Genomic DNA, 20743 nt, shown 5'->3' with positions numbered 1-20743 from the left:
TCAATAATCCTCCCAAGTGTTGGTTTTTAGAAATTTCCGGCAAATCACGTATTTTGAAGCGGACTGTCTGTTCAGTCCATTAAGCTGAAGCGCAATCTTGATATACTCCGGTATGTATTCGTCGAATTTGACCTCGAAGATAATAAAGTTCTCATCCAGAGCACGCACCGGCTGCAGCTCCCTGCTGAAAATATCCGTGGAATGCAGACCCGTGCGCAGCTCCTTGTCAAACGTAATCCGCACATTGCCGTTATGGCAGACATAGGGCTCGCGGACATAATCGACGATCACCTTCGGGCGCAGCAGATTGTGGCGCATCTGGTCGTATAGCTCCATGAACAACGGACTGGACGGAACCTTCAGTACCTCGTAATTGCCAGCCATAATCTCATCGTACATCTCTCTTGTCAGCGGCTCTTTGATTTTGGCGATGTAGTCGTCCATTTTAATTTTTTTCTCAAAATGAATCACATTGTCCTGGACGTTGTAGATCCGTATCCGGTATTTGGCGCGCTCCCGCAGACCGCCGAGCTTATCGGACAGCGGCGTATTGTTGATATCGTCAAAATACAGGCTGCGGATATGGTATTCCCCGCTGTCGTCCGCGTTCTGGTCGGCATCAATCAATGTTTTCAGCCGCTGGCGCAGGATCAGGTATTGATGATAGTTAATGAAAAATTTCAGTTCATGGCGGAATTGCAGCTTCTTATTCATCTCACACCTCATTTCTCTCTCTGATTTCTGGTTTAAATCTCCATCTCTGTAACTTGCCAGCTCCCATGTTAAGGGACGTACCTTATTCTTTTCTTAAAATGGCCTGAATGTTAACTGAAAGTTTTTACATTGCGTTAACAAATGACGCGATATGTAAGCTATCTGGCGGAACCGATTTGACTTCTGTCCCGGCAAAAGAGTATCTTATAACGAAAACAGATTATGGAAGGAGCAGCATGAAGGATTTGAAGATCCTCTTTATCATAGGAATTATAGTTATCGTACTTATTGTGCTGGCACTGGGCGTGGATTGGCTCAAACCGGAACGGGCAGAAGTCACGGCTTCTTCGGACAAGCCATACGATTTAGTGACCACGTTCAAAGGAGACACCGGAACGAGCCGAGCCTTCACCTGGTTTACCGCAGATCCCGGCGCTGCCGGATGGCTTGAGGTTGTAAAGGGCGGGGCAGCAGCTTTTACAGGAGGAACTCCGCTAAAGGCCGAGGCTGTAAATAAGGTCATCCGGACGGATGCCGGCTCAAGAGGCGTACATAAGGCGGAGGTTGCCGGGCTTGAGCCGGGAACCCTGTACGGATACAGAGTGGGCAGCGGAGCGGAAGGGGGATGGAGTGCTGCTGCGGAGTTCAGAACGGCGGAGGAGGGGGGCGGGAACGTGACCTTTATTAACGTCACCGATTCGCAGGGAGTTACGTCAGCCGACTTCAAGCTGTGGGGCAAGACGCTGGATAAGGCATTCCAGACCTTCCCGGCTGCGCAGTTTATCGTGCATAATGGGGACCTTACGGAGGAGCCGGAGAAGTCGGCGGGCTGGAACCAGTTCTTCGGAAATGCGCAGCGATGGATCACAAGCGTGCCGCTGCTGCCGGTTACGGGCAATCATGATGAGGTGGATGGAGATGCGGCAAGCTTCATTTCGCATTTCAATCTGCCGGACAACGGGGCGAAAGGCTCCATAGCAGGAACCTCGTATTCTTTTGACTATGGTGCTGTCCATGTGACGGTGCTGAATACAGAGAGCAATCTGAAGCAGCAGGCCGAGTGGCTGAAGAAGGACCTTGCGGGCACGGATAAGAAGTGGAGAATCGTAGCGATGCACCGTCCTGCCTATGGGGGCAACACCTACAAGAAGGTGGAGGATTGGACAGAGATTTTTGACAAATATCAGGTGGATTTGGTGCTGCAGGGGCATAACCATGAATACTCCAGATCCTATCCGCTGTATGGCGGCAAAATCGTTGCCCAGGGAAAGAATCCCATAGATGCCCGAAGAGGTACAGTGTATGTAGTCACCAACGCCTCCGGCGCAAAGTTTAACGAGAAGAAGGAGGATCAGTTCTACCATAAGGTTCATTTCCAGAACAACAAGCAAATGTTCGCCGGAATAACGGTGAGCGGCAGTACATTGACCTATCAGGCCTATGCTGTAGACGGCAGTAAGCTGGATGAGTTTGTGCTCCGTCATTAGCCCTGACTAGACTCTTCTGACAGGACATTCAGAGGAGTCTTTTTTGGGTTGTGAATATACTAAATATGTCATAAATAGTGTGAAAATGGTACGGAAGTAGACGACGGTTTTCTCAAAAAAACAACTATTTTCCCTCACAAATTATAATATTTTCCAATTACAATGTAAGCGTTATCAAATACAAGTATAGGAGGCGTACAACGTGAATCGTAAACGTATCCGCAAAATGGGACTAGCTGTTCTGCTGGCCGCTATGACAAGCTCGTTATTCACCGCTTTTCCAGCGGTAACCCGCGCAGCCGCAAGCGAAGCCTACAACTGGAAAAGCGTCGTCACCGGCGCGGGCGGAGGGTTTGTGCCCGGGATTATTTTTAATCAGACCGAACCTAATCTCATCTATGCACGGACCGACATCGGCGGCGCATACCGCTGGAATCAGGCCACAGGCAGTTGGGTATCCATCAGTGATGCGGTAGGTTGGGTAGACTGGAACAAGAACGGTGTCGATGCGCTGGCTACCGATCCCGTTAACCCGGACAAGGTATACATGGCTACAGGAACCTATACCAATAGCTGGGATGGCAACGGGCAGATCATGCGCTCGAACGACCGGGGGAACACCTGGCAATCCACCGCGCTGCCGTTCAAGGTAGGGGGCAACATGCCCGGCCGGTCGGCGGGTGAACGCCTCGTTATTGATCCGAACAAGAATAGCATCCTATTCTTCGGAGCGCGCAGCGGCAATGGCTTGTGGAAGAGCACAGACTCTGGAGTGACCTGGTCGAAGGTAAGCTCCTTCCCGAATGTGGGCACCTATATTCAGAACCCGACGCTTGATTATGGCAATGATCTGGTTGGATTATCCTGGATTACTTTTGATAAAAAGACCGGGACTGCCGGCAATGCGACTCAAACGATCTATGTCGGTGTTGCAGATACGGCAAGCAGCGTCTATCGCAGCACCGACGGCGGAGCAACGTGGACGGCAATTCCCGGGCAGCCTACCGGCTATCTTCCCCATCATGGCGAGCTCTCCTCCACAGGTGATCTATATATTACCTACAGCAATGGAGTAGGACCGTATGACGGCAGCAAAGGCGAGGTGTGGAAGCTCAACACAGCCAGCGGGGCCTGGACGAACATCAGCCCATCCACCGGTACGGATAACTGGTATGGCTTCGGCGGACTGGCGCTGGATGCCCAGCATCCGAACACACTTATGGTATCGAGCCTGAATGCCTGGTGGCCGGATGAGGTGATCTTCCGCAGCACGAACGGCGGCGCAACCTGGAGCCGGATCTGGGATTGGAACGGTTATCCGGAGCGGACCTATAAATTCGCTATGGACATTACCGCAGCACCTTGGCTCAATCATGGTGTCACCAACTCTACATCGCTTGATCCGTCTCCTAAGCTCGGCTGGATGATGGGCGATCTGGAGATTGACCCGTTCAATTCGAATCGTATGCTGTACGGAACGGGAGCTACAATCTACGGATCGAATAATTTGACCTCATGGGATACCGGCGGCAAGGTTAATATCTCGGTTATGGCCAAAGGGGTGGAGGAAACCGCCGTGCTTGGCCTGATTAGCCCTCCAACGGGAACGGCCCATCTGATCACGGCGCTTGGCGACGTTTCCGGCTTCCGGTATGAGGATTTGACACAGGCGCCGGTCAAGTTCCAGACGAGTCCGTCATGGGCGACTACGACAGGCATTGATTATGCGGAGCTGAGTCCTTCTTACGTGGTGCGGGTAGGCGGAGCCGATAAGGAGAAAACACCGAGCATGAAATCTATCGGCATCTCCAACGACGGCGGTGTGAACTGGTACATGCCGAACGGCGAGCCTTCGAACGGTTCGAAGACCACTGCGGGGCAAGGGCAGGTTGCTGTATCCGCCAGCGGTAATTCCATCCTGTGGAGCACCTCGGATATCGGGGTTTACTACTCCAAAACTACAGGTAATTCCTGGACAGCCAGCACCGGGGTTCCGGCAGGAGCCAAAATAGCTTCTGACCGGGTGAACGCCAATAAATTCTATGCATTCTATGCTGGAACCTTCTATGTCAGCGTTGATGGAGGGGCTACTTTCAATGCTTCAGCGGCGACAGGGTTCCCAACCAATAACGTAGGCGGACTGCAGCCGAATCAGGCTCAGATCAGCATGAAGGCCGTGCCGGGAATTGAAGGGGATATCTGGTTTGCCGGCGGCAATACAGTCGAGAATAAATATGGCTTGTGGCACTCCACCAACTCAGGAGCGAGCTTCACCAAGCTGTCGAACGTTGAAGAAGCCGACCTGATTGGCTATGGAATGGCCGCTCCGGGTCAGACCTATATGGCGCTGTATACAGTAGCCAAGATCGACGGAGTCAGAGGTGTCTTCCGTTCAGATGATGCAGGCGCGTCATGGGTACGGATCAACGATGATGCCCATCAATATGCCAAAATCAACATGGCGATTACAGGAGATCCAAGAGTTTACGGACGGGTCTATCTCGGAACGAACGGCCGGGGGACGCTGTACGCTGATCCGGTAAATACGCCTGTTACCGGCGCTTCGATCACACCAACCACCGCTAGCTTTGACAAGAAGACCGCGAACCAGGCGGATATTGCAGTAACGATGACCTTAAATGGCAATACGCTGAGCTCGATCAAGAACGGAGCAGCAACCTTGACAGCCGGAACGGATTATACCGTCAGCGGAACCGCGGTCACCATTAAGAAGGCTTATCTGGCCGCCCAAGCCGTGGGTACGACCGCGCTGAGCTTCAATTTCAGTGCAGGGGCGGCAAAATCGCTGACCGTTACTGTTGTCGATACCACCGCAGCAGCTAACTCAGCCATCACGCCGGTTACTGCCAGCTTTGACAAGAAAACGGCCAATCAGGCGGATATTCCAGTCACTCTGACCCTGAATGGCAATACCTTAAGCTCGATCAAGAACGGAGCGGCAACCCTGACGGCGGGAACGGATTATACCGTCAGCGGCACGACCGTAACACTGAAGAAAGAATATCTGGCCGCGCAAGCAGTGGGTACGGCTACCTTAAGCTTTAACTTCAGTGCCGGAGCTGCCGCTTCACTTACCGTCACGGTTGTTGATACCACCGCAGCGGCAAATTCGGCCATCACGCCGACCACCGCCAGCTTCGATAAGAAAACGGCCAATCAGGCAGATATTCCAGTCACGTTGACCTTGAACGGCAATACCTTAAGCTCGATCAAGAACGGAACGGCAACGCTGACGGCGGGAACGGATTATACCGTCAGCGGCACGACCGTAACGCTGAAGAAGGAATATCTGGCCGCGCAAGCAGCGGGTACAACTACCTTGAGCTTCAACTTCAGCGCCGGAGCAGCCGCTTCGCTCGCCGTCGCTGTCGTGGATACAACCGCTGCACCGGCTGGCGCGGTTAAAGTGCAGATGTTCAATGGCAATAAGACAGCGTCCGTACAATCCATCAATCCCAAATTCAAGCTGACCAATACAGGGACAAGCAGCATCTCCCTGTCAGACGTGAAGATAAGATACTATTACACGATTGATGGTGAGCAGACACAGAACTTCTTCTGTGACTGGTCCCAGGTGGGCAGTGCGAATGTGACCGGAACTTTTGTTAAAATGCCTGCGGCCAAGACCGGCGCGGATTATTATGTGGAGATTGGATTTACAAGCGCCGCCGGCTCTCTGGCAGCAGGTGCAAGCGTTGATATCCAGATGCAGGCCGTAAAGTCGAACTGGACCACTTACACGCAGACAGACGACTATTCCTTCGACTCTACGGATAACAGCTACGCAGACTGGAGCAAGGCTCCGGCCTACATTTCCGGCAGTCTTGTGTGGGGGAATGAACCTTCCTAAGCTGAAGGGTTAGCGGCAATTCGAACGAGGGGTGTCCCACAAAGCCATCAAGCGGCTTGGGATGCCCTTCGTTTTTTTATATGATATACGTACTTTTTTAAAACAACAACATTACAGCGTTTGCCCGCTGTCTACTGTAATGATCTGCCCCGTCATCGCCTCCTGCTCCAGAGCAGAGCAAATGAACCGGGCAACATCCTCCGGGGTGGCAATGCGCTGCAGCAGCAGATTCGGGGCGAGCCGGTTCATTTGCTCTTCGCGGCCTGCCCACCATCTGGTGGCGACAGCGCCCGGTGCTATGCAGTTGACCTGGATGTCGGGGGCCAGCGCGCGGGCCAGGGATCTGGTCAGCCCATGCACGGCGGCCTTGGATACCGCGTAGGGAAGGGAGGAGCCTGCTCCGGTAGCTCCGGCGATGCTGCCGAGATTAACGATGGCGCCTTGCTTGTTCTTTTTCATATACGGCGCTGCGGCCCGGGCGCAAAAGAACATGCCTTTGACATTCACATCAAACAAATCATCCCATACTTCTTCCGTGACTGCTTCCAAATCACTCATGGCAAGGTGCCTCGTAATACTGGCATTATTCACAAGCAGATCAATGGTTCCGAAGGTTCCGGCGATCTGTTCAGCCATGTTCCGCACTTCGGCATCCTTAGATACGTCCGCGCGTACGGCAATAGCCTGTCCTCCCCGGTCAATGATCATCTGGACCGTTTCCAGTGCTTCCGCCTCCGAACGGGAATAGTTAACGGCGACGATAGCTCCGCGTTCAGCCAGCTCAAGGCTGGTTGCCCTGCCAATGCCCGTTCCTCCACCAGTTACAAGTGCCACTTTGCCTGACAATTCCATGTTCATTCACTCCTCGAATTATTGTGCTTATTTGCAATTAGCTTTGAAGTAACAATCTGTTGAGCGGAACCGGCTTTCTCGCGGCCTCGTTGTAGCACGGCTGCTTTCCCAATTTCTTTTGAGATCATTAGGAAGCATTCAATTGCACTTTCTACAGCAGATCCTCTCTGAATCGGCCGGAAAACAGATTCTATTGCAGTTTGTACAGTCAAATTGAGCCGACAACCTGTTTTTGACCCATAGTATAGAAATCTATTGTACGAAATACAGCAGAATGCCATTCATCACAGAATAATGGATATTCTATTGCAGAAAGTACAATCCCACCCAATCCGCTTATACTCCACGGACAGCTTATCTCCAGATACAGCCTATTGATTGCCTCTATCACCGTTGGGAATTTCATCTTCAGATAGTGCCATGAAGGGAAGCGCGGCCAGCTACATAGAGTATTTTATATAGCTTTTTTAATTTTGTATAATTGAATGTAATGAAGAATGTGTTCAATTATTTTGAATTGCAGAGTTTATTTGAATTGAAGCAGAAAGAAGGGATCTATCTGGAGCTGAAAACATTAAAAACCTTTCACGCCATCGTCCGTACCGGAAGCTTCAACCGTGCAGCGGAGGAGCTGAATTATGCCCAGTCGACGGTCACAATGCAAATTCAGAAGCTGGAAGCGAATCTCGGGGTTGAGCTGCTTGAACGCGGCAAAGGCATCAGCTTAACTGAAGCCGGGCGCTTGTTTTACGAGCAGAGCCTGCGCATTGTGAAGGATATGGAGCGGCTGCATAGCAGCCTGGCCGACTTGCAATCAGGTGAAGCGGGGAGTGTGCGTATAGGTGCAACCGACCCTACGGCCAGCTACCGGCTGCCTGTAATCTTACGCAAATTCATGTCTCAGTTTCCCAAAATGGAGCTGTCCGTAGATATATCCGGTTCGGGCGCTCTGTGTGAGCGGCTGCTTCACGGAGAGCTGGATCTTGTGCTGTGCTCGGCCCCGGAGCTGGGAAAGGAGCTGTATTTTGAGCCGCTGTTCACGGAGCCGTTCGTGCTGTTAATGCCTGAGGAGCATCCTCTGGCCTCAGAGGTGAGGATCACTGCAGACCATCTGCGCGGACACCGCCTGCTGATTACCGCACCCCATTGCCCTTACCGCAAAAAACTCGAAAGCGTGCTGCAGGAATCTGCCGGCCCGCCGCTGGACACGATGGAAATCAACAGTATGTCTGCCTTGAAATTCTACGTGGAGAGCGGGCTCGGAATCGCGCTTGTGCCGGAGGTTACACTTCACCCCGTACCAGCCGGAACTGTATTCCGTAAGCTGGAAGGACAAGCTGTGGATATGACCTGCGGCATCGCCTGCCGAATGGCTGATTACCCCCTGAATCCGGCCAGCCGGAGCCTGTATCAATTTTTGAAGCAGGAGCTGGCTGGGCTGCCCGTTCTCTAAGTTGCTGGCGAAGGTTGACAAAAGTAGAGAACGGGATTATATTGATTTTAACAACTAGATAATAACATAATGATAATAAGTGTGATTGAATCTATGAAAACCCCTTATATTACGGAAAGAAGGAGTTGCAGTGGCCAAGCTGTTTATTGTGGGAAACGGATTTGATTTGGCGCACAGAATGAAGACATCCTATGAGCATTTCCATCAATACCTGAAAGAGGAGTACCCTGAATCGGCCGGTGACAATTTTACAGTACCCGAGAGTAGAACAATGCCCCGTGGAGAGGAGGTATATGATGATGTTGATACGGTATCCTACTTGCTTCGGCTAATATCGGATGTCGAGCCTGATGCGGATAAATGGAGTGATCTTGAGACTTCATTGGGTGTCTTAGACCTTAGCGAATGGATTGATAGTATCGAAGAGCAACTGGATGAAGACGGAGATCCGGAGTACAGCAAGAATGCGTTCAACATTGAAGATTTGGTAAATAGTCTGATCGAGCCCACCCGGAGCATTACTGATTATTTTACCGATTGGGTAGATACGATTGAGGATATTGACGAAATTCCAAGCAAAGATGATTTTGCCGCACTTATCAACAAAGAAGAAGATCATTTTCTGACGTTCAATTACACGAAAACGTTGGAAATCCTGTATCAGGCGAAAAATGTCTGTCATATCCACGGCGAGCAAGGAGGCGACCTGCTGGTTGGACATGGCAATGATGAAGATTATTACGAGTCGAATATGGAGATGTATACGGGTTCAGAAGAAGGACTGCAGGAAATTCAGAAGCTGCTGCGGAAAAATACCGCTGGCGCCATGCTGAAGCACAAGCATTTTTTTGAGGGGCTTACATCGTCCGTTGACAGCATCTATTCATTCGGATTTTCCTTCGCGGAGGTGGATAAAATCTATATTGAAGAGATCTGCAAAAGGGTGGACACAGCGAAGATCACCTGGCATCTAAATGATTTCGAAGGCCCCGACAAGCGGGCAGAGTACCAGGAGATGATTAGAAGCTGTAAGTTCCGCGGGGATTTCAGCACTTATCATATCTCTTAAAAAGAGTCCCAAACACACATAAACCTCCATTATTGATTACTCATCAATAGTAGAGGTTTATGCTGTAACCACTATACCCATGTTCTTCTCAGACTCCTTATCCTATCCTTTGTACTCAGCCGGGTAGAAATCGGTCCGAGGCGGCAGTTGATTTGCCTATCCTGCCCGTTAAATCTTCTCTAATTCATCCCCTGGTAACGATTGGATTGATGATTCAACACTTGAGCTTTAGGAAGCCCGCACCATAGCGTTCCGGGATGGATTGAAAGCTTTACCGACAGGATCAAAGATATAGTCTCAAGCTCAGGGAGTACATCTGCCAAAGTGACCCCGCGAAGCGATTGTAGCTGCCCGCCGTTGCCCCTTTCTGCAGTGTATGGTTCCTTGAGTTGATACCTGAATTATACCCCCGGACAGCAGATTAGTAAAAAGGCGAATACTTTAAATTTGGGCAAATTTCTGATTGTATTCTAATGTAAGCGCTATTATGCGCCTGTTTACTTGGTTTTTTGTTGTATAATTTCCGTATAGCCTAAGGTTAAAGGATGGCAGGAGGAGGAAGAGCTATGAAACTGTTTCAGATCAAGACACAGCCGCTTTATGTTGAGCGGATACAAGAGTTCCTTCAGGATAACTATATCTGTATGGGATGTACAGGCATCGGTGATCTGGATAACGTGGACAGAGAGGAAATCCGCAGAAGGCTGATTCAGAACGGTGCGGATCAGGGGCGGGAGCTGGAAGCAGACCTGGAGAGCCTGGAGCTTTTTGTACATAACATGCAGGATGGGGATTACGTGCTGATGGCGGATGAACAGTGGGCGTATTTGGGCGATCTGGGTGATTATTTCTATGATGAGGCTTCTGATAATCCCGAAGATGGACGCTGCCACCGGCGGGGGGTGACCTGGCTGAAGAGCGTACCCTTTGCTGAGCTTAATCCTTCTGTAAGAGATTGGATGACGGGGGAGGTGCTTGTCTCACAGTACACAGGGCCGCTGCCGGGGGCAAAGCTTGATTTGTGGATTACAGGCTTGTCGGGGGAGGACAATACGAATGGAGATAAGGCAGGAAAAGTAGATGAGGAGACGTTAGCCGAAGCGCTCGCTGTTCTTAAGACTGCTCTGTATAGCGAGGATGCCGAACGCCGGGAACGGGCTGCAATTGCAATCCTGCAATATGCCAAATGAATTGCCCGCATAGATGAAATAAAAGCGATTTCACTATATACTTAGCATATGCTAACAAAACTGAGTTTGTAGAGGGAATTTATGTGGCTTATTGCTAACAAAATCTTAGGAGGAACAGATGGGCATTCAATATTTTTCTGAGGAACGTATCTTTCATATTCAGAGCAGCGCAACCAGCTATGTTATTCAACTGCTGCCGGCCGGCATTCCGGCGCATGTATATTGGGGCAGGAAAATTCGGGCAACCCGGTTGTCCGCCATTCTGCAGCTCACAGAGCGGTGCTCCTTCTCGCCAAGTCCATTTCCGGAGGATATGTCGATCTCGTATGACACCATTGCCCAGGAATACCCGTCATACGGGGTTGGGGATTTCCGCCATCCCGCCTACCAAATCCAGGCTGGTGATGGAACGACGGCTTCCGAGGCAGTGTACGACAAGCACCGCATCTATAAAGGCAAAGCCGCTCTTGAAGGACTTCCGGCTACTTATACAGAGCATGAGGACGAGGCCGAAACGCTGGAGCTGGAGCTGCTTGATGCTGTTGCCGGATTGCGGATTATTCTGAGCTACACTGTATTTGTCGGGCTGAATGCGATTACGCGTTCTGTGCGTTTTGTGAATGAGGGTACAGGTTCGCTGAAGCTGCTGCGCGGACTCAGCATGAGTGTGGACCTGCGCGACTCCAGCTATGACCTGCTGCACTTGTCAGGCTCGTGGGCACGGGAGCGTTATGTGGAGCGCAGAGCGCTGGCTCCCGGCATGCAGGGCATTGAGAGCCGCCGGGGGGCGAGCAGCCATGCCCACAATCCGTTTCTTGCCCTGCTCTCCAAGGGAGCGGATGAGGATCATGGAGAGGTGTACGGGGTCAGTCTCGTCTACAGCGGCAGCTTCACCGCCCAAGCCGAGGTGGAGCCGTATAAGACTACCCGCTTGTCCATTGGCATAAATCCTTTTGACTTCAACTGGCTGCTGGAGCCGGGCCAGTCGTTCCAGACCCCGGAAGCGGTGCTGGTCTTCTCGGCGGAGGGGCTTGGTGCGATGTCCAGAACCTATCACAAGCTGTATCGCACACGTCTGGCCCGTGGAACCTACCGCGACCGTACGCGACCAGTGTTGGTTAATAACTGGGAAGCTACATATTTTGATTTTACCGCTGCCAAGATTGAAGATATTGCCCGAACAGGCAGTGAGCTTGGCATGGAGCTGTTCGTACTGGATGACGGCTGGTTCGGACACCGTGATGATGACCGCAGCTCGCTTGGCGACTGGTTTGTCGATCCAAAGAAGCTGCCTGAGGGTCTTGCGGATTTGGCCGCGCGGGTGAACAAGCTGGATATGCAGTTTGGCCTGTGGTTTGAGCCGGAGATGATCTCCCCGGACAGTGAGCTGTACCGCCAGCATCCCGATTGGTGCCTGCATGTGCCGCAGCGCCGCAGAACGCTGGCCCGGATGCAGCTAGTGCTGGATTTCTCGCGGGAGGATGTCTGCCGGGCAATTGGCGACCGGATTGCAGATGTGCTGCGCAGCGCGCCGATTACCTATGTGAAATGGGATATGAACCGCAATATGACCGAAATCGGGTCCGCACTGCTGCCGCCGGAGAGACAACGGGAAACGGCTCACCGTTACATGCTGGGTCTCTACAGTGTGCTGGAGCGAATTACCTCGGAATTCCCGGAGGTGCTGTTCGAGAGCTGCTCCGGCGGCGGCGGACGGTTTGACCCGGGCATGCTCTATTACATGCCGCAGACCTGGACAAGCGACAACACCGATGCAGTCAGCAGGCTCAAAATCCAATACGGAACAAGCATGGTCTATCCGCTGAGCGCGATGGGCAGCCATGTGTCGGCAGTGCCGAACCATCAGGTTCACCGCAATACTTCACTCGAACTGCGCGGTCATGTGGCAATGTCGGGCAATTTCGGCTATGAGCTGGATCTGACGAAATTTTCGGCAGATGAGAAGGCAACAGTGGAGGCGCAGGTAGCGCTATATAAGGAACTGCGTCCGCTTGTGCAATTTGGAGAGCAGTACAGATTGCTGAGTCCATTTGAAGGCAATGAAACAGCGTGGCTGATCGCTGCCGAGGATAAATCCGAAGCTGTAGCCGTATATGTCCGCACGCTGGCCGAGCCTAATGATGCTCTGCGCCATCTGCGCCTCAAGGGTCTTGATCCAGAGGCTGATTACCAGTGGCTTGAGGGCGGGGGCGTATATGGCGGAGACCATCTCATGTATGCAGGGTTGCCGCTGCCCGCGCTGCACGGAGATTTCCAAAGTGTCCTGTGGCGTTTCCGCAAAGTATAGAGGGGGCAGCTCTTGCAGCTCCCATCGTTATGAACTGTAAAAAGGGTCTTCCGGCGTTATTGCCGGGAGACCCTTTTGCGCTTTTAAGAAATACATCAATCAATTATTAAAAGAACTCCACAAATTCATTTACCGGCTTGCGATAGCCGCGTGGTCTGATTTTGTGCTTGTTGTCTTTGCCAATTGTAATCATCATGACTGGAATAAGATTGTCCGGCAGGCCGAGCAGCTCCTTGACTGCTGCTTCAGGAACGCTCATCGGGCAGGTATCCCAGCCCTTGTCCTTGGCAATCAGCATGAACTGCATGGCCGACAAGGAAGCATTGCGGATCGCTTCTTCACGCTGGAAGGCATCATTGCCACTGTAAGCGCTGTTGATGGATTCGATTGTGCGGTCAAAGTCATCTTCGCTCAGTGCCCCGAGCAGTTTGAGGCCACTATAGATCTCCGGCGCTTTCAGATAAGCGTTTTTGTCTCCGAGCACGATAATGACGACTGAAGCGGTATGGATTTTGTATTGGCCATAGGCGGCTTCCCGGACTTTCTCCTTCAAGTCCTTATCGGCAACAACCTTGTAATGGGCGTGCTGCAAATTATATGTCGATGGGGCCAGACGGGCCAGCGAGAACATTTCCTCCAGCTCATTCTGAGGGATGTTAACGCCCTCGATGAAATTATTGGCCGATCTCCGTGCTTGAACCAGTTCTGAAAAAGTACTCATGTGTATTCCTCCATTGGATATGTAGTGTTTAATTATTAATTGCTGATATTAATTAATGAACTTACTAAATGTTACTTACTCAAGATAGCACAGCTATAGCACCCCGTCAATGATCAAAAATACGACAAGTGTGAATTTTCACATAAAAACAAGGGGTTAATCAAAAAACACAGAAAAGAAGTGATTTTAATCACAAAATAAGGTGAAATAACCAAAAAGATTGTGACGTTCATTACATAAACAGTGTTATAATAATCACATTGATTTAGCAGTCTGTTAATCGTTATGAGACAAAGCTAATACAAAGGAGCGTTCGATATGTCAGAAACAATTACAAAAACACAAGCTCTAACCAAAGAAGATATTCTAGACCAGCTCTTGAAGCCCGAGGTTCAGGAATCATTAACGACACTGGTGGAGCAGTTGCCCCAGATCACGCAGCTTGTCAGTGTCTTGAGCAAATCGGTTGATTTCGTGCAGGCTGTTGCAACGGATGAGGTTTTGAAGAGTGATACTGTAGGCGCTATTAAAGAACTGGCTGAGCCTGTGGTAGATTCCGTAAAAACAATGGCGGCTAATGTGATCGAAGCAAAGGACCGTGCAAATGAGAGCAGTGAAACGATCAGCCTGTTCGGGATGATGCGCATGATCAAGGACCCGCAGGTGCAGAAAATGCTCCGCTTTATGAACGCATACCTGCAAATCAGCGGCGAACGCAATCCACAACAATAAGGACGGAGGAAATATTATGTCAAAACATATCGTTATTCTGGGCGCAGGGTACGGCGGTCTCCTGAGCGCCATTAACGTGCGCAAATATATGAGCAAAGCTGAAGCCAAAATCACAGTTGTCAATCAGTATCCGACCCACCAGATTATTACCGAGCTTCATCGTCTTGCAGCAGGCAGTATTGCGGAGGGGGCCGTTGCGATGCCGCTGACCAAGCTGTTTGCCGGGAAGGATATCGACCTGAAAATTGCCAAGGTGAAATCCTTTTCCGTAGACAGCAAGCAGGTGCAGTTGTCCGATGGCACGTCGCTGTCGTATGATGCGCTTGTTGTGGCGCTTGGCAGCACTACCGCTTATTTCGGCATACCAGGTCTGGAAGAGTATAGCATGGTGCTTAAATCCGCTGCCGACGCGAATAAAATCCATGCGCATATCGAAGACCGTATCCGTGAATATGCCAAAACAAAAAATCCTGCCGACGCAACGATTCTCATTGGCGGAGGCGGCTTGACCGGTGTGGAGCTGGTGGGCGAGATTGCCGATGTCCTGCCGAAGCTGACCAAACGTTATGGTGTTGATGCCAAGGCAATTAAGCTGCTGCTTGTTGAAGCAGGTCCGAAGATTCTTCCGGTGCTGCCGGATCATCTGATTGAGCGTGCGACAGCAAGCTTGACCGCCCGTGGTGTTCAGTTCTTAACGGGTCTTCCTGTTACTAATGTTGCCGGAAATGTGATTGACCTGAAGGACGGCCAGCAAATTGTTGCGAACACCTTCGTATGGACCGGCGGGGTGCAGGGAAATCCGCTGGTCGGCGAATCCGGTCTTGAAGTGAACCGTGGACGGGCAACAGTCAATGACTTCCTGCAATCCACATCTCATCCAGATGTATTCGTAGCGGGCGACAGCGCCGTTGTGTTCGCGCCGGACGGCCGTCCTTATCCGCCTACAGCACAAATTGCCTGGCAGATGGGCGAGCTGATCGGTTATAACCTGTACGCGTATCTGAATAACAGCACCTCGGAAACCTTCAGCCCAATTAACTCGGGCACGCTTGCCAGTCTGGGCCGCAAAGACGGGGTAGCCATTATCGGCGCCAGCTCAACCCCGCTGAAGGGCCTGCCTGCAACGCTCATGAAGGAAGCAAGCAACATCCGTTATTTGTCCCACATCAAAGGCCTCTTCAGCCTGGCGTACTAAAAGATATAATTACCCTCCAAGCAGACACCCGACAACACCTGAAGTTACAAGGTGGAGTGAGCTTGGAGGTTTTTTTGTGATATTCTGCAGACATCTCGTGTGTAAATATTCATAGTAAATGTCTGAAAGCCAAATTAAACTGAATTGAGCTGTAAAGCAACTGCTGGCTAGTTAGGAGTGACATAATGAACGAGATCAGAACCGGGTTAATGGACAATTTGATTAGGATAGAAGCAGAACAGTACAAGCTTCGTGAAGGCGAACAGCATGAGGCTTACCTCCGTCTGATGCTGGAGTATATCGGAGACCCTCAGCCGGAGCTGCGGGACGAGCTGATCTATCCGACCTTTTATGAATGGATTCTGAAGCAGAGGGTCTTCACCACAGATGAGCTGCGAGGCATTCTGACGGTGCTGATGGATAAGCGGCATTTATTCTACGGCATTGGGGGCCTGGGAGATGAAACGGTATTTACCAGAACCTTCACGACACTGGTTATTGGCCTTATTTTACAGCGGCATAGAGAGCAGCCTTTTCTGAATGCCGGCGAGTTTCAGCAGCTAAAGACTGCTCTGCTCCGCTATTATACCGAAGAGCGGGACCTGCGCGGTTTTGTAGAACAAGGCGGCTGGGCCCACTCTGCGGCTCACGGAGCGGATGCGCTCGATGAGCTGGTGCAATGTCCGGAAAGCGATACGCGGGTACAGCTTGAGGTGCTTGAAGCGGTCCGGGGCATGCTGCAGAACGGTGCGCATATCTTCAGTGATGAAGAGGATGAGCGGATGGCGACCATCGTGGATACGATGCTCCGGCACAATCTGCTTGCACGGGAGCAAATAGCTGAATGGCTCTCCAGCCTTGCAGCCTGCGGCAGCCAGCCCAGAAGCCGCAGCCAATACATCAACCGGGTCAACTGCAAAAATTTCGTGCGTTCCCTTTATTTCAGAAGAGGCACGGAGCTGAAAGAAGCTCATCTTGCCGCTGAAGCGGAATTGAACAGGTTCAGAGCTGCGGACATTGATTTCGTTCAATAGGTGCTCTGCGTACATCTATTTGCTATAATGAATTTGTTTATATATGCCAGATATTTCATAGGAGGATGTTCAGCATGGAATTTCAAGAAAACGATATCATTTTGTTCCAGGGCGACAGCATCACAGATTGGGGACGTAATTACGAGGACCCGTCTTCGCTTGGCGTAGGTTATGCACTGATGATTGCCTCGCGGCTTGGATTGCAGTTCCCTGAGAAGAAGCTGACCTTTATCAACCGCGGAATCGGCGGCAACCGGGTGGTTGATCTGCAGCACCGTTGGGATAAGGATTGTCTGGAGCTGAAGCCAACTGTAGTTTCGATTTATATCGGTATTAATGATACTTGGCGCCATTTTGATTCCGGTGAGGAAACTACAGCCGCCCAGTTCGAAGCTTCCTACCGCGACCTGATCGAACGTACTAAGAAAGCCACAAATGCCAAGCTGGTTCTGATTGAGCCGTTTGTGCTGCCTGTTCCAGAAGACCGCAAGGGCTGGCGCCAGGATCTGGACCCCAAAATCCATGTGGTACGTGAGCTGGCACGCGAATACGGTGCTCTGCTGGTTCCGCTCGACGGCCTGTTCGCTGCGGCATCCGTTAAGGCGGAATCTGCACATTGGGCGCCGGATGGCGTGCATCCATCCCCAGCCGGACATGCGCTCATTACCGATGCGTGGCTGAGAGCGGTAGGGGCTATTAGCTAAAACAGCATATCAGGCTGCTCTCCTTACATAGTCTGTCTGCTTCTAAAGGCCAATCTGTTGCTCTACAGCAGGTTGGTTTTTTTTGGAGCTTCCAGGGAAGCCCTGACCCGGCTGCTCATGTTATTTTCTTCACAAGCTTGCTATAATTGGAGTGCGAAATTGATTTGAACCGAGAGGGATGAGAGCTTATGACGAGCAATACTGCACAGGATCTGCAGGGGCTGAGAGCAGCCGGCAAAGTTGTAGGGTATACCATTGCCGAGATGAGGAGACAGGTGAAGCCCGGCATGACTACCGCTGAGCTTGACGGGATCGGGGCGGCGATTCTGGAGCAGTTCGGAGCGAGATCAGCTCCTAAGCTTACCTACAAATTTCCCGGGTACACCTGCATCAGTATTAATGAAGAGGTGGCGCACGGTATTCCGGGCCCCCGGGTGATTCAGGCCGGAGATTTAATTAATATTGATGTTTCGGCTGAACTGAACGGTTATTATGGGGATTCCGGGGTTTCTTTTCAACTGCCTCCTTATAATGAGACAATCGTTCACCTGTGCCGCAGCACCGAAGAGACTATGATGAGTGTCATCAATCATCTCAGAGCGGGCATGAAGGTTAACGAAATCGGCAGAGTGATGGAGCTGGAGGCGCGCAAACGCGGCTATAGGGTGGTGCGCAATCTGTGCAGCCATGGTATCGGCAAATCCCTGCATGAGAAGCCTGAAGAGATTCTTCCATTCTATAACCCGCGTGATACCACTGTTCTAAAAGAAGGCCAGGTCATTACCGTCGAGCCTTTTCTGTCCACCGGAACGGATTTTGTGGAGCAGCAGTCCGACGGATGGACGCTCAGTGTGACGGACAACAGCCGCGTAGCCCAGTACGAGCATACGATTGTAGTGACCAGGGGCAAACCGGTTATTCTGACAAGCGCATAAGCCGAGCTAATAGAACTGGAGGGAAAGCATATGGAGGATTTACCGCAAGTCAGCAATTCATTTATGACCTTTATGAAGGAAGCGCCGGAACACCAGAAGGCTTGGATGGAGACGGTTCACAAGCTGGAGGCCGCCAGCAGGCTTGACCCGAAGACAGAAGAGATTGCGTATATCTCTGTATTGGCAGCGGTGCGGCTGGAGAGCGGCCTGCCCTTTCACGTGAAGCATGCCAAGGCGCTTGGGGCCACGAGAGAAGAGATTATTAGTGCTGTTTTGCTTGCTCTTCCGGCTGTAGGCAATGCGGTTATCCAGGCTTTGCCTGTGGCCTTGCAGGCATACGACAGCGAGTAGCTGTACATATAGCTGTAAGGAGGCGGATGTAATGCGAATGGCCTTTATCCTTTTTGACGGAGTTACTTTTCTGGATTTTGCCGGCTTCTATGACGTTATCCACCGGCTGGGGCAATTCGAATCAGGTCACGGATTAGAGTGGGATATCTGCGGTGTCAGGGAAGAAGTGGCGGATGAGCTTGGGCTAACCGTCAAAATAGGCAAAGTGTTGCCGGACCTGTCGCAATATGACCTGATTTTTGTGCCTGGCGGCATGGGCACGAGAAAGCTCCGCTACGACGAGCCTTTCATAGCATGGCTTCAGGGGGCAAGGGATGTTCCTTACAAAGTATCGGTGTGCACAGGTTCACTGCTGCTCGGTGCGGCCGGATTTTTGCAGGGACATGCTGCCACAACCCATCCCTCCGCTTATGATCTTCTGGAGCCTTATTGCGCTCAGGTGGTGAAGTCGAGGGTTGTGCAGGACGGCCAATTGATAACAGGCGGAGGGGTTTCGACCTCCATTGATCTTGGGCTTTATGTTTTGTCGCTTCTGGCCGGAGAAGCCGCAATGCTTAATGTGAAGAAGCAAATTGACTATCCCTATGAGCTGCAGGGCGTTGTCCGCACACAGTGAAATTGCGATGAATCGGAGGAACCGGGATGAGTGGGAATAAATATGCTTCAGTGCCGCTTCAGCAGTGGATGAGTGACCGGGAACAATGGCCGCTGCTTACGGATTATATGCTGCAAGAGAGCAACCTGCCGGGGCCGAGGAGCAATCTGGAGCTGGCGGGCTGCTTTGCGAAGCTTTTTGGTACATCTGAAGTGACGGACACCGCTTGGGCGCTGCTCTCTGCCTGGGCACAGCTCTCTGAGGCAGACGCCAAGACCAACGATCCCCATGAATTTCTGCCTTTCTGTGCCGTATGTGCTTGCGGTGCCCATTATCCATATGCAGATGCAGGGCGGCGCAGTCAGTCCGAAGAGCTCCTGAAATCGGCGATGAATGATTCCAGGTGGCGGATGCGCGAGGCGGCGGCGATGGGGCTGCAGTACATAGGTGAATTTAACTTTGTACTTCTAAAGCCGTTGCTTGAGGGCTGGCGGCCGGATTCGACATTACTTGAGCAACGAGCATTTGTTGCGGCGCTCGCTCACCCTCCGTTGCTCAAAGCGGAGGCCAATGTTCTGTATTGCCTGGAAATGGCGGACGAGATTATGCAAGGCATTCTCTCCGAGCCTGCGAAGCCAGCCGATCCGGAGCATTATCGTGTGTTATCCAAGGGTCTGGAGTATAGCCTGAGTCTGTTTGTTGCGGGCCAGCCGGAGCCCGGTTTTGCTATGCTGCGCAGATATGCCGGGACGGGTGATGCGCGGATGATCAAGATTGTGAAGAGTAATCTCGGCAAAACACGGCTTAGCAAGAAATACCCTGAGCAGGTCATGGAAATTCTCGCGGGATTGACAACCGGCTGAAATGTAACTATTATTGTTGCATCTACTGTGTTCTTTTGTAAAGGCACCAAAGGAGAGATTTCCATGAACATCAGCACCCGGTTTGCGGTGGCTATTCATATTTTAACGCTGATTGACAGCAACAAGGAAGGGAAAAGCACCTCGGAATGGATTGCCGGCAGTGTCAACACCAACCCGGTAGTGATCCGGCGGCTTACAGGTATGCTGCATAAGGCCGGACTGGTGGATGTCCGTCCCGGTGTAGCCGGGGCCAAGCTTACACGCAGTGCGGCTGACATTACGCTGCTGCAGATTTATAAGGCGGTGAATGCGGTGGAGGAGAACTCCCTGTTCTCCGTTCATGAGCATCCTAACCCAGCATGTTCGGTCGGCAAAAATATTGCCGGGGCGATTGTTCCGGTCTTCTCCAGCGCACAGAAGGCGATGGAGAACGTGCTGCAGGAGGTCACGCTCGATCAGATCGTGAATCAGATTCCGGTGTCCTGAATCCTGCGTATAGAAATTTAAGATTAATTTCAGGAAGAATTTATGTGGCTTTAAGGTTGGAGGAGTATATTAAAGATCTCCACCCCCCAGTGGATAGATTTTTTCCTAGATCCTGTCGTGCCTCGACGGGATCTTTTCTATTGTTAGAGGGGGGATGCGACAATTTCAGCAAACCTTTATGTG

18 protein-coding genes are annotated in these 20743 nt (G+C 51.4%); 15 read left to right on the top strand and 3 right to left on the bottom strand.

Going from position 1 to position 20743, the window contains the following annotated elements; all coding sequences use genetic code 11:
• Window positions 1-714, bottom strand: a complete 714-nt coding sequence (locus tag B212_RS0114620; protein ID WP_019911613.1) for a polyphosphate polymerase domain-containing protein — start codon at window positions 712-714, stop codon at window positions 1-3.
• Between the two features lie 236 nt (window positions 715-950).
• On the opposite strand from B212_RS0114620, the gene B212_RS0114615 reads away from it, so the two are divergent.
• On the top strand, window positions 951-2201 hold the full coding sequence (locus B212_RS0114615) for a purple acid phosphatase family protein (RefSeq protein ID WP_019911612.1): 1251 nt from the start codon (window positions 951-953) through the stop codon (window positions 2199-2201).
• A 202-nt stretch (window positions 2202-2403) separates the two neighbouring features.
• Window positions 2404-6072 (top strand): X2-like carbohydrate binding domain-containing protein, encoded by a 3669-nt coding sequence (locus B212_RS0114610; RefSeq protein WP_019911611.1) that lies wholly within the window; start codon window positions 2404-2406, stop codon window positions 6070-6072.
• Window positions 6073-6183: 111 nt separating this feature from the next.
• Here the strand turns inward: B212_RS0114610 and B212_RS0114605 are convergent, their stop codons facing one another.
• Complete coding sequence (locus B212_RS0114605) at window positions 6184-6924, bottom strand: SDR family NAD(P)-dependent oxidoreductase (protein ID WP_019911610.1); 741 nt, start codon at window positions 6922-6924, stop codon at window positions 6184-6186.
• Window positions 6925-7483: 559 nt separating this feature from the next.
• Here B212_RS0114605 and B212_RS0114600 point away from each other — a divergent pair.
• From B212_RS0114600 to B212_RS0114585, 4 genes are all read left to right on the top strand, one after another.
• Window positions 7484-8377, top strand: a complete 894-nt coding sequence (locus B212_RS0114600; RefSeq protein ID WP_028530837.1) for a LysR family transcriptional regulator — start codon at window positions 7484-7486, stop codon at window positions 8375-8377.
• A gap of 130 nt (window positions 8378-8507) precedes the next feature.
• On the top strand, window positions 8508-9446 hold the full coding sequence (locus tag B212_RS0114595) for a bacteriophage abortive infection AbiH family protein (protein WP_019911606.1): 939 nt from the start codon (window positions 8508-8510) through the stop codon (window positions 9444-9446).
• A 566-nt stretch (window positions 9447-10012) separates the two neighbouring features.
• Window positions 10013-10636, top strand: coding sequence for a hypothetical protein (locus B212_RS0114590; RefSeq protein ID WP_019911605.1), 624 nt, complete (start codon window positions 10013-10015; stop codon window positions 10634-10636).
• 118 nt (window positions 10637-10754) lie between these two features.
• A complete protein-coding gene (locus B212_RS0114585; RefSeq protein WP_019911604.1) occupies window positions 10755-12944 on the top strand; it encodes an alpha-galactosidase in 2190 nt (729 codons plus the stop codon).
• Window positions 12945-13050: 106 nt separating this feature from the next.
• Here the strand turns inward: B212_RS0114585 and B212_RS0114580 are convergent, their stop codons facing one another.
• Entirely contained in the window at window positions 13051-13665 is a 615-nt protein-coding gene (locus B212_RS0114580) for a nitroreductase family protein (RefSeq protein ID WP_019911601.1), read from the bottom strand.
• 318 nt (window positions 13666-13983) lie between these two features.
• On the opposite strand from B212_RS0114580, the gene B212_RS0114575 reads away from it, so the two are divergent.
• The 9 genes from B212_RS0114575 (at window position 13984) to B212_RS0114535 (ending at window position 20560) form a co-directional block, all read left to right on the top strand.
• A complete protein-coding gene (locus B212_RS0114575) occupies window positions 13984-14397 on the top strand; it encodes a DUF1641 domain-containing protein (RefSeq protein ID WP_019911600.1) in 414 nt (137 codons plus the stop codon).
• A 16-nt stretch (window positions 14398-14413) separates the two neighbouring features.
• Complete coding sequence (locus B212_RS0114570; RefSeq protein ID WP_019911599.1) at window positions 14414-15592, top strand: NAD(P)/FAD-dependent oxidoreductase; 1179 nt, start codon at window positions 14414-14416, stop codon at window positions 15590-15592.
• A gap of 185 nt (window positions 15593-15777) precedes the next feature.
• Window positions 15778-16626, top strand: coding sequence for a DUF2785 domain-containing protein (locus B212_RS0114565; protein WP_019911598.1), 849 nt, complete (start codon window positions 15778-15780; stop codon window positions 16624-16626).
• A 74-nt stretch (window positions 16627-16700) separates the two neighbouring features.
• Complete coding sequence (locus B212_RS0114560) at window positions 16701-17330, top strand: SGNH/GDSL hydrolase family protein (protein WP_019911597.1); 630 nt, start codon at window positions 16701-16703, stop codon at window positions 17328-17330.
• Between the two features lie 188 nt (window positions 17331-17518).
• On the top strand, window positions 17519-18265 hold the full coding sequence (map, locus tag B212_RS0114555) for a type I methionyl aminopeptidase (protein ID WP_019911596.1): 747 nt from the start codon (window positions 17519-17521) through the stop codon (window positions 18263-18265).
• 30 nt (window positions 18266-18295) lie between these two features.
• On the top strand, window positions 18296-18616 hold the full coding sequence (locus B212_RS0114550; RefSeq protein WP_019911595.1) for a carboxymuconolactone decarboxylase family protein: 321 nt from the start codon (window positions 18296-18298) through the stop codon (window positions 18614-18616).
• Between the two features lie 31 nt (window positions 18617-18647).
• Complete coding sequence (locus B212_RS0114545; RefSeq protein WP_019911594.1) at window positions 18648-19232, top strand: DJ-1/PfpI family protein; 585 nt, start codon at window positions 18648-18650, stop codon at window positions 19230-19232.
• Window positions 19233-19258: 26 nt separating this feature from the next.
• Window positions 19259-20074: a hypothetical protein gene (locus tag B212_RS0114540; protein ID WP_019911593.1), complete on the top strand. Its 816-nt coding sequence runs from the start codon at window positions 19259-19261 to the stop codon at window positions 20072-20074.
• Window positions 20075-20137: 63 nt separating this feature from the next.
• Window positions 20138-20560, top strand: coding sequence for an Rrf2 family transcriptional regulator (locus B212_RS0114535; RefSeq protein WP_019911592.1), 423 nt, complete (start codon window positions 20138-20140; stop codon window positions 20558-20560).
• Window positions 20561-20743: the final 183 nt, after the last annotated feature.

Source organism: Paenibacillus sp. HW567 (assembly GCF_000374185.1).
In the GTDB taxonomy this organism is placed as follows: domain Bacteria; phylum Bacillota; class Bacilli; order Paenibacillales; family Paenibacillaceae; genus Paenibacillus_AQ.
This window is presented reverse-complemented; position numbering and strand designations above follow the sequence as displayed.